Below are 11,430 nucleotides of genomic sequence, written 5' to 3'. Positions count from 1 at the left end.
TGAATCACGATACTCTTTAACCCACAAACGAATGGTTTCAGGATGCAAATCATACATGCGGGCCAACACCCCCACCTTAATTCCAGACAATGCTTCTTTAACGATTTGAATTTTGATTTCTTCTTTCAGCTTTTTCCCCATACTGGATCCTCTCCCTTACTTCTAGTATAAATTTTTTGGGTAGGAGGACTCCAGTTTTATTAGGGGGCCTAAGAGATTATCCAACGGAAACAACCAACTAGTCAAAAAAAGAAGCTACCAATTGGAAATATCCAATCAGCAGCTTCTTATCGTTTCGCAATTAGCTCCACATATACTAATACCATGCCAGAACGGCCATTCTACCCCGCTTCGTGATCAAAAGCCGGTTTTTGATCTACCCTTCCAATCGAGATTCAAAAACCGGGTTTTCAGCACCGAGAAGGTGGGGTAAAGCCAGGGACTGAGGAGCGGAGCGTAGGAGAAGCCTACGTGAGCACCGGAAGGCCCTGGCTGCATCCCCAGATTCGACGCCGAATCAACTACATAGCAACCGCTTCGTGATCAAAAGCCGGTTTTTGAATTTCCGCTAAGCGTGGTTGGTGGTTTTGCGGTAGGCGGAGGGGGAAGTCCCCACATACTTCCGGAACTTGCTATGGAAATAATCCACGTTCGTATAACCGACCTTCTCGGCCACTTGGTAGACTTTCAATCCTTCCTCAAGAAGGGACTTCGCCTTCTCGATCCGCACTTTATCGAGGTAGGTGTTAAAGTATTCGCCTGTAGCGTTCTTGAACAATTTGCCGAGATACGCGCTATTATAGTTAAAAATGCCGGACAAAGTTTCCAGCTTCAAGTTGTCGCTGAAATTACGGTGAATCAGATCCAGCATGATTTTTACTTCCCGGTGTTTTCCTCCCTCACCCAGTCCGCTCATCATCTGTTCCAGGAAAAACTCCGTTTTCTCATACACGCCCTCAAGCGTCCAGGCCTTATAAATATCGGACAAATAGTCCGAAAATTCCTTACTGCGGCTCTGCAGCTCCGGCGATTGCTTGATCCCTTTTGCGTGAATCGAGGTCAGAATCTCAACGAAACGACGTTTAATTTCCCCTTCGCCATAGCCCTCAGACACAAGGCATTCCCCTGTACGGCGGACCAGCGCTTTCACCGTCTCGCGATTGCCCACCTCCACAGCATAATAAAGCTGTTCGTTCAGCGGTTCCGTCCCTGGCTCAACGGATACTTCTCCAAGGGAAGTTTCCTGAACCGAATCCCGGCTCAGAAGCTTGCCGTTGCCATGAATAAAGTGGTTTTTGTTAAGCTCACTGGCCACTCCATAAGAATCAACCACTTCCATTAAGCTGCATACCTTTGGCCCTAAGGCCGCGGTGAATTCTACACCCGTATCGGAAGCTGCATCCCGGATACTGCCGTAAACTCCATCCATTTCCACGCCCAAAACCGGATCTTTTAGTAGAATACCGATCTGCGCATGGTAGCTGAAAACGTAGCCTCGGTCCGTATGCTCAAACAGCTCGGTCATTTTTCTTCTCATTTGAACGGAGGGTTCCATGTCCGAATCGTTCTCCGTATGCAGATTAATCAGCAAGACCTGGTAGCATCTCCATAGCATACCCAATTCCTCAGCTTTGCCTTCCAGCACCGCTTTCTCTTCCTCATTACCCGACAGGAGCGATTGAATAAACGCCTCCCTGCCCCAATCCTTAGTGGTGCTTTGCCAAAGCTCGGCAAGCCGTTCCTGAGTAATCTGCTGCTGAATTTTCTGTATATAATCTATCAATTCATCTTCGTCGACCGGCTTCAGCAAATAACCGTCTGCCCGTTGCGAGATAGCCTTCTTAGCGTAATCAAAATCCGCGTATCCACTTAAAATTAAAATATGAAGCATAGGATCAAGCGAACGCAGCCGCTGAATCAACTGCAATCCGTCCATTCCCGGCATACGAATATCGGCGATTACCAAATCGGGTTCATGAGTGTTATATTTCTCGAGCGCTTCGTTGCCGTTGGCCGCCGTGTCTACGACAACATAACCGTAAGCGTTCCAGTCGATAAATGTGCGAAGTCCTTCTCTCAGCTTAGGTTCATCGTCTACAATAAGCACTTTAATCATCATTTATTTCCCCCTGCCGGAAAAGATTTCATTACAATTCCCATCCAGCGATTTTCAATGGTGTGTGTAACACTTTATTAAACACAAATAATATCCTTCCCCTACGGAAAGAATTAAAGCGTTTACAAATAATTATAAATAAATTTTAAATTCTCACAAACATAATTATGTTCATTTATTGCACTATTTTGATGATATGAGGATAACAAAAAAATCTTCCAAATCGCAGATCACGATTTGGAAGATTCTTGATATCACCTGAAACTCAAAGCAAGCCAGCTTACACCGCCTCTTTTGGCATGTCGCTCTCCTGAAATTGAATCCGGTACAATTTTGCATACAAGCCTTGCTGCTCTAGGAGAGATTTATGGGTTCCCTCCTCCACGATCCAGCCCTTTTCCATAACCAGAATCCGATCTGCATCCAGAACCGTAGACAGTCTGTGGGCAATGACCAGGGTAGTGCGTTTTTGCATCAATACGTCAAGCGAACGCTGCACAAGACTTTCGGTTTCGTTATCAAGCGCCGAAGTAGCTTCATCCAGAAGCAACAGCGGTGCCTCGCGCAAAAAAGCTCTTGCAATGGCGATGCGCTGCTTCTGACCACCGGAAAGCGATGCCCCATGTTCACCAATATGGGTGGCATATCCATCTGGAAGCTTCATAATGAAATCATCGGCCCCGGCCAATCCGGCGGCCATCCGGATTTCTTCCTCGGACTTACCTTCCGTACCAAAGGCGATATTATCGCCGATCGTTCCCGCAAAAAGGTAAGGAATTTGGGGTACATAGGTCGCAAGTCCGCGGCCCTGATCCAGACTCTCCCGCAGGCAAACGCCATGGAGGGAGACGCTCCCTTGATCAGGCTGGTAGAGTCCGCAGCAGAGACGAACCAGCGTCGATTTTCCTGAACCGCTTGGTCCAACGACAGCGACCGTTTCCCCGGCATTGACCTGCAAATTCAAACCCTCAAACAGGGCTTGCTGCGGGTCATCGGCAGAAATTTTATGCGCAAAATGAACATCCTTGAGCATGAGCGCCGGTTGATTGTGATCCCCCGTCGACGCATTCCGGAAGTACGGAGCTTGCCGTTCTCCCCGTTCAATCCGCTTTTGCCGCTCCTCCCTCTGTACCGCTCGTTCCCCGCCGGATTCGTTTTCCGTTTCCTTATCCAGAATTTCAAATACGCGGTCCGAAGCACCCAAAGCCTCCTGAACCGCGCCCCAGGTTTGGGACATGTGGACGAAGGGCCACTGTACCCTGCCGATTAAGATGACGAACGCCAGCACGCCGCCCGCCGACATCCCGCCTCCAAGCGCGGAATAAGCGATCATCCCCGCACACACAACCATGACCACATTGTTGATAAAAGCGGAGGTTTGCCACAAAAGGCCGACAAGCACTGTTCTTTTCCGCTGCAAAATTCCTAGCTCGGCCCGCTCCTTCACATAACGGTTAAGTATGGCGTCTTCCATGCCGAACGCCCGAACCACCGTCATGCCTTGCACCACTTCCTGAAGCAGCGCTCTCAAGCCGGCCTCCCGGGCAAATATATCAACGGACAGGTTTCGCAGCTTCCGGTCAAAAAATCGGCTGCAAAAAAACACGACCGGCCCCGAGCCCAGCGCAAGCAAAGCGATCCATACATCCGAACGGGCGAGATAAATGAACGATACCAGGGTAAGCAGCAAATTATAAAACAACTCATACACGACGCTGCTCACCATGCTCATTGCCGAATTTACGTCTTTATTGTTCCGGGAGGAAAGATCGCCGGAATGCATCGATTGAACTTCCTGAAACGATAGGCGATTGCTCCGGTCGAATAGTCTGGACCGCAAATCCCAGGCCATGCGGAAGTGAACCGTAAAGCGGAAATAGTGCTGAAAAATAAGACAGACTATTATAATGGCGCAGGCGATCCCGCATATGACCGTAACCCGGGTCAATGCGTCCGTATCGGAGCTTGTGATCGTATCGATGAACAGCTTTTGTACGGTGGCGAAGCCGATATCGACGACCAGCTTGGCGGCAAGCAACACAATGGCGGCCATAAACCCGGCCCGGTACAAGCCGGCATAGCCGACCAAACGACGGAAGGCGGACCAGACCGTGGATGACGGGTTAGCGGGCGATTTCACTTTATCATCGGTGATCATAGGTAACCTCCTTCTATCGCCAGTTCGTGGGGATTCTCGGAATGATGCACGCTTTTTTCTACCATCGCCCGGTATTTTCCGTCTTCGGCCATCAGCGACTCATGGTTCCCCGCTTCCACGATGGAGCCGTTCTCCAAATAATAAATCACGTTGGCATCCCGGATCGTGGAGAGACGATGCGCGACAACAACGGTGGTTCGGCCCTGCATCAGCTTGCCGAGCGCCTGCTGGATCATCTCTTCATGCTGGCTGTCGAGCGCGGCAGTCGGCTCGTCGAGGATCAGCATCTCCGGCTCCCTGACAAAGGCGCGGGCAATCGCAAGTCGCTGCCGTTCCCCGCCGGACAAGGTCAAGCCCCGTTCCCCGATCCGGGTCTCGTAACCCTGCGGCAATCCCTCGATGAAGGAATGAATCCCTGCTGAACGAGCCGCTTCCTTCACTGCGGATACATCGGCATCCGCCCGCCCCCAGGCGATATTCTCCCGAATGGTCCCCGAGAACAGATAGGGCTCCTGCGAGACGTAAGCAATGCGGCTGCGCCACTCTCCCGGAGGAATGTCCGCCATCGAGCCCATATCGCAGTCGATGTTTCCGGCCAGCGGTTCGTATACCGCCATAAGCAGGTTCAGAATCGTGCTTTTCCCGCTTCCGCTCGGTCCGGCAAATGCAGTTACCTTCCCTTGCTCAATCGTGAACGATACTCCTGATAGAACGAGGTCACTACTTCCGTAACCGAAGGAGACCTTTTCGAAGGAAACCGTCCCCATTTCCCCGTACTTCTTGCCGTCGTCCCGTACGGTTGCCTTTTCTTCCTCCATATCCGTAATTTCGAACACTCTGCTTCCCTGAGCCAATGCCGACTGAAGCTCGGTCCATAGATTGGCAAGCCGGGACACCGGCTGGGTGATCTGATCAAAGGTGATCAGAAAAGCCGCCACCGCTCCGACGTCCAGCCGCCCTTGGATAACCAGATAACCTCCAAAAGAAAGCACATACAGCAACCCGCCCAGGACCACGGCGAAAGGCATATTATATCCGATCGCTTCAAGCCGGGTTACCCGGGTATGAAGGGCTGTAAGACCCTCGAGACGCTGCCGGAACTGCGAACCAAGCCGGGGAGCAAGCGAAAAAGCGCGCACGACTTCCGCCCCCTGAAGGGCATCCTGGACAAAGGATTGCTGGGCGGCAACGGCCTTTTCTCTTTCGATATGCAGATTACGGAGCCGGCGGCTGAACGGAACCATCACCAGCGGCAGTAAAATGCAGATCAACAGCGTTCCCAAGGTCAGGATATATTGGAGTGACAGCAAATAAGACAATAAAAACACAACCTGAAGCACATTGCCGAACAATTGGATCGTCTTCTCGTTAATTCCGGTTTGCGCCGCCGGTGCTGCATCCTGAATCCGTCCGATTAAATCGGCGGAGTGAAATCGTTCCAGCTCTCTGGTTTTCGAGCGCATAAGCTTAGACAAAATCGTCGCTTGCAAACTGGCGGTCGAGCGGATTTCCAACGTCCCGGATAAATACGTGCTTATAAAATTGCCCAACGCGTCAGTAACGACTACAATAAGTGCGAAAACCAGCCCTGAGATCAGACCGGACATTTCCTTATCGACGGCTGCATTGATAATCCTGCGCAGACTTTCGGCGAGAAACACACCGGAGACCGACAGAATTCCGGCTAGAATACATAACGTGATGTACCTGCCTAAATACGGTCTTCCAAGCGAGATCAATCGCTTCAGCGCATCGGATACGGAGATTGCATGCTCCCTTTTGATTTCATCGTGCCTATTTTCTTTTTCCAACTCGTTCTCCCCTTCTTCTCCAGCCTTATCTTCCTATAGAAGTTCCCCCTTGTTGTCCATTCGTTCATTCGTTCATTCGCTCATTCGCTCATTCGTTCACTCATCCAGCATGACTTTCGCCGTCAACGCTAGAAGCTCTCTGAGCCTATCCTTGTTGAGATGGTAATATAACCGATGATCGCTGCGTCTGAATTCCACCAGGTCCAAGAAGAAAAAGAAGTTCGCATGATAGATCACCGCGGCCGGGGTAATGCCCAGCTCCGCCGCAAGCTCGCTGCCATACCTCGGCCGTTCCCGGAGCAGCATGATGAAATCGATCCGCCGCTTATCCGATAGCGCCTTGAAAAACAGCTCCGCCTTCTCCCGATCCGCAGCAGGCCCAAACACCCGGTCGTTGAAAACGCCGAATATGACCCAAAAATGGGATGCCTCAAAGGGCCAAATATGGTGATTGCCAACCTGTGAAACGAAGCTGATATGGATGGTTGACGGTACTTGAAAAATCTCCGGCTCGCTTTTATGAATTTCCCGGATAAACCGCTCGGGATCCCCTTTAAAAAACGCCTCATACCGGTCCAGCGCCCGTTCGCTTTCCTCGCGGATCACCTCGGACCAGCCGGCAAAGATATCCCGATAAAATTGAGAGATCAGCATCATATAGCGTCGCTTTGTTTCTTCCGGATGCCTTAAACACTCCAATAACGGCTCCTGGGCTTCCTTCACTTCATCGAGCGGCTGTGTGGCCTTAACGCGCTCGATCAGACCGATCCTATCCTTTCGGATTTCCTCCCATTCGCGTCCTTGGAGAAGCTCCTCCATTTTGTCATAGTAGACGCCATAGACCATGTTCACTGAAATTTCCGACGCCTCGGCCACCTCCAGCCGCTCAATCCAGGATACCGCGCTTAATGGCTGGCGCGAAGAAGCGATCGATTCATAGAAGGCATAATCCAATGCCTTATGAAAAAAGTCATACCCGAAGAAAAACTGCAATTCCCGAAGCATATGCGGAGACATTTTGTTCACGGCATCCGTAAATATTTCTTTGTTCAGCGGATCGAGCTCAATGCGGTACTCTTCGGCCGTCTTGACCATCTGGGGCTCGCAGGCAATCATGCCCATCATGACGATCAATTCAAACGCCTCATTGTAGGCGAAGCTGATATTTTTCTTTAAAGGGACTTTCAATTCAACACCTCCATTTTATTAAAAATTAAATAATGACAAGTTCTGATCAAGATTTAATAATTACTAAATGTTAAAATAATCCTCTTTCTACACTTTGTCAATATCAGGTTCGCACAAAAAAAGGACCGTCCGGCAAATAGCCAAACGATCCTTCTGGTATTTATGTCCTAAAGCAATACCCCATCCTTTACGGGCAAGCCGAAGTCCGGAGTTCCATCCTCTTTCCAGCCAAACACCTGGGCCCGGGTATGACGGTTCGGGTCAAATAGAGGGTCTCCCTTAATCTCCTTGTAATTCCGCGCGTGATAAACGATGACATCCTGACCGTCCTCGGAGACGGTGAAGCTGTTATGCCCGGGCCCGTACTGTCCGTTCTCTTCGCTCGTTTGAAAAACGGGCTGCGGCGCTTTCTTCCACACGGACGGATCGAGCAGGTCCGCAGCTTCATCCGCTTCCAACAGCCCCATGCAGTAGTTGTAATCCGTTGCACTTGCCGAATAGCTGATGAAGATGCGTCCGTTCCGCTTGAGCACGGCTGCCCCCTCATTAACCCGGAAACCGATGATTTCCCAATCATACTCCGGTGTCGAAATCATCACCTGCTCTCCGGTCAGGGTCCATGGATTGCTCATTTTTGAAATGTACAGGTTTGAGTTCCCTTCGATTTCGGGATCCTTTTGCGCCCAAACATAATAGAGGTCTCCGCGGTGCTCGAACGTCGTTGCGTCCAGGGCGAACGATTCCCAACGTGTCCGTACCTGGCCTTTCTCCACCCATTCGCCTTCTAGCGGATTTACGGCATCATTCTCAAGGACATACATCCGGTGGTCGAACAAACCGTCCTGCGTTTCGGTCGTTCTGGCCGCCGCAAAATAGATATACCATTTCCCTTGAATATAATGGATCTCCGGCGCCCAGATGTTCGCGCTGAGCGGGCCGGTTTCATATTTACGCCATACCGTTACGGGAAGCGCATCCTTTAACCCTTGAATCGTAGTCGAACGCCTCACTTCGATCCGGTCATATTCCGGCACCGAGGCGGTATAGTAATAATAGCCGTCACTATGTTTGTAAACCCAAGGATCTGCACGCTGCTCCACAATCGGGTTCATATATTCTCTATTTGTGTTCATGTCGGTTTCTCCTTTTAACTAGTAATCCATGCTAGAGCTGGACTTTAATACGAGCCAACGATTCCTTATTTCAACGTCAGAACAACCACTGAAGCGGGAGGCAGCTCCATATGAACCTGGCCGTCCTCCAGCTTTGCGCCTGTAAATTTCGCCGGTTTCACCACTTCAGGCTGATGGAAGGTATTGTGGGCATTCAGCGATGAATGCGTAAGCAAGGTTCCGCTTATCTCTTTGCCTTCCGCGCCTTCAAGGTGACAGCTTACCGAAGCGCTGACCGCATGATGAAGATTGCAGACCGATAAATGAATGCGTCCTTCCTTATCGATTGAAGCCGAAACGCTGAGTTGTGGAATCAACTGCGACCCGTGTTTGTACATCGGGCTTTCAAACTCCACGTCCAGAAGCTCCGCATCCTGATGGACCTTGTACATATCAAACACATGATAGGTAGGCGTTAGCAGCATTTTATCGCCTTCCGTCAGCACCATCGCCTGCAGCACATTGACCACCTGCGCGATGTTCGCCATTTTCACCCGTTTGCTGTATTTGTGAAAAATATTGAGGTTTACGCCGGCAATAAGGGCATCGCGCAGCGTATTTTGCTGATACAGGAAGCCCGGATTGGTGCCCGGTTCCACATCGTACCAGCCGCCCCATTCATCCACGATCAGGCCGACCTTGCCTTCGGGATCGTATTTATCCATAATTTTGGAATGCTTGACGATCAGTTCCTCCATGAACAAGGTATTCTTCATCGTAGAGAACCACTCGTCCACGCCGAATTCGGTAGCGGAGCCCTTGCTGGCGAACCAATTCCCCGAAGGAATAGTGTAATAATGCAGGCTAAGCCCGTTCATTAACCAATGCGCTTCCCGCATCAACACTTCCGTCCAATGATAATCATCCGTATTCGGTCCGCAGGCAATTTTATATACTTGATTGTCTCCATAATTCCGGACATAGGAGGAATATCGACGGTAAAGATCGGCGTAGTATTCGGGACGCATATTGCCTCCGCAGCCCCAGTTCTCGTTGCCGACGCCGAAGAAAGGCAGCTTCCAAGGCTGCTCCTTCCCGTTCTCCTTGCGAAGACCGGCCATCGGCGACTCGCCGTCAAAGGTCATATATTCCACCCACTGCTGCATTTCCCGCACCGTACCGCTGCCGACGTTGCCGCTGATATACGGCTCCGTATCCAGCAATTCGCACAGGCGCAAAAATTCATGCGTGCCGAAATGATTATTTTCCTCCACTCCGCCCCAATGATTGTTGATCATTCGAGCCCGCTGCGATTTCGGGCCAATGCCGTCCATCCAGTGGTATTCATCCGCAAAACAGCCGCCCGGCCAGCGTAATACCGGGATGTTTAAGTTTTTCAGCGCTTCCAGCACATCGGTCCGGTACCCTTCCGTATTCGGAATCGGCGAATCGGGACCTACCCAGATTCCCTCGTAGATACATCTGCCGAGATGTTCGGCAAATTGTCCGTACAAGTAACGGCTGATGGTTCCTTTTCTCTCTCTGGCGTTAATGGCCATTCTCACCATGGTTTACAACTCTCCCTCTCCACCCGTATGTTTATTTACTTTGCCGAGAAGTTTGTTTTCCCCAAACGGCCATACCTCGTTCATTCAAGCCGGTAAACACCAAGGTACCTACGCCTTTTTCCCAATCCCATGCAGGCAGCACCTGAACCGTTTCTGTGCGACCTTCACCTTCGGCCAAATCGTCCCAGCTTAAAGTCAGCGTCATTTTCCCGTCAAAACTCCAGGATCCCTCTCCCCGGCTGCCTTCAAGCTTTCCTTTGTCCTTCAAAAGCAGCTTGCCGGACTGCTCCTGCCCGTCGATAAACGGATCGATTTCGAGCCGTTCCCATTCTCCGGCCAGCATGCCTTGCGGTATATCCTGCTCCTTCTCTCCCGCATAACGCTCCGGCGAGACGACCGGCCAGCCCTCTTCCGTCCACAGGATTTTGCGGACATGCAGATAGGACCAGTTCTTGTCGGTTTCTCCCCTGGCATGATGAACGATAAAGTAGTCGCCCCCGTCATTTAAAACGGAGTTATGACCCGGCGCGATCCAGCCTACATCCTCGCCGAACTTGTACCCGCCCAATATTTTGTTGCCCACCTCAAATTGCGGTTCGAACGACGTATCCGTCATATCTCTGCCGTTAAAGTCGACATACGGTCCCGTAATGGAATCCGCACGTGCTACGCGCACGTTATAATCCTCGAATAACGAATCGTAGGACACGAATAAATAGTACTTTTTGAATTTCTCGTTATAAACGATATACGGCCCTTCAACCGCTCCGTCCTCGGTAACCATGTCGCGGGCAGCGATCAGCTTTCCGAAGCCTTCTTCCTTCGGTTTGCCCGTATCCGGATCCAGCTCGATAATATGAATGCCCCCGAAAAACGAGCCATACACCATCCACATCCGGCCTTCCGCATCGGTAATGACGTTCGGGTCGATCGCATTCAGCGCGTCATCGCTTTTCGTTTGAATGACAGCTCCTTGATCACTCCAAGGCCCTTCGATCGAGTCCGAAGTCGCCATGCCGATCATAGACTGCCTGCTGCCAAATGTGGAGGCGGAATAATAGAGGCGATAGACTTCTCCATGCTTAACGACATCCGGCGCCCACAAATTGGTAGCTCCCGTCCATTCCAACGCGGTTTCGGGAATGCCGGACAATGCATAGTCAACCCATTTCCAGTGAATCAAGTCGTCCGATTTCCGGACCATGACGCCGGGCTTCGGCCCCCCGCCCACCTTAACGTCCGTTGAGAAAACATAATACCCCTGATCCGTTTTAATAATGCCGGGGTCGTGCGCGTTGTTTACCGTCCATTTTGGTTCATTATGAAGCACCGTCGTGTCATACATTGCAGTCGCGGAGGGGTTATCCGGAAACACGAGTTCCGGCGTCCGATCCCCCGAGCATCCTACCGTACCCATCATCATCAACATCAACATACCCGGCAGCACCACCCGTTTTTTTAATAGGTTCATCACAAC

General features: G+C 50.9%; 8 protein-coding genes. All 8 read right to left on the bottom strand.

The genetic code is table 11. The annotated features are described in order from the left end of the window. Positions 1-141, bottom strand: a 141-nt coding sequence (locus tag KJS57_RS26805; protein ID WP_213655763.1) for a helix-turn-helix domain-containing protein, incomplete at its 3' end; no start/stop codon positions are given. 427 nt (positions 142-568) lie between these two features. Further along, positions 569-2,119 carry a response regulator transcription factor gene (locus KJS57_RS17275; RefSeq protein ID WP_306434245.1) on the bottom strand — a complete coding sequence of 517 codons (1,551 nt, stop codon included), beginning with the start codon at positions 2,117-2,119 and terminating at the stop codon, positions 569-571. A 277-nt stretch (positions 2,120-2,396) separates the two neighbouring features. Then, positions 2,397-4,274, bottom strand: coding sequence for an ABC transporter ATP-binding protein (locus KJS57_RS17270; protein WP_213655751.1), 1,878 nt, complete (start codon positions 4,272-4,274; stop codon positions 2,397-2,399). Continuing rightward, complete coding sequence (locus tag KJS57_RS17265; RefSeq protein ID WP_211019970.1) at positions 4,271-6,085, bottom strand: ABC transporter ATP-binding protein; 1,815 nt, start codon at positions 6,083-6,085, stop codon at positions 4,271-4,273. The genes KJS57_RS17270 and KJS57_RS17265 overlap by 4 nt, the downstream gene beginning before the upstream one ends. A gap of 96 nt (positions 6,086-6,181) precedes the next feature. Next, a complete protein-coding gene (locus KJS57_RS17260; protein ID WP_213655750.1) occupies positions 6,182-7,273 on the bottom strand; it encodes an ArsR/SmtB family transcription factor in 1,092 nt (363 codons plus the stop codon). A 167-nt stretch (positions 7,274-7,440) separates the two neighbouring features. After that, a complete protein-coding gene (locus KJS57_RS17255) occupies positions 7,441-8,406 on the bottom strand; it encodes a glycoside hydrolase family 43 protein (RefSeq protein WP_213655749.1) in 966 nt (321 codons plus the stop codon). 65 nt (positions 8,407-8,471) lie between these two features. Then, a complete protein-coding gene (locus KJS57_RS17250; protein WP_213655748.1) occupies positions 8,472-9,953 on the bottom strand; it encodes an alpha-N-arabinofuranosidase in 1,482 nt (493 codons plus the stop codon). A gap of 31 nt (positions 9,954-9,984) precedes the next feature. Beyond that, positions 9,985-11,388: an arabinan endo-1,5-alpha-L-arabinosidase gene (locus KJS57_RS17245; protein ID WP_213655761.1), complete on the bottom strand. Its 1,404-nt coding sequence runs from the start codon at positions 11,386-11,388 to the stop codon at positions 9,985-9,987. Positions 11,389-11,430 lie beyond the last annotated feature (42 nt).

It is taken from the genome of Paenibacillus vini (assembly GCF_018403325.1).
In the GTDB taxonomy this organism is placed as follows: Bacteria; Bacillota; Bacilli; order Paenibacillales; family Paenibacillaceae; genus Fontibacillus; species Fontibacillus vini.
Note: the sequence above shows the minus strand (reverse complement) of the source record. Positions and strands in the feature narration are given on the sequence as shown.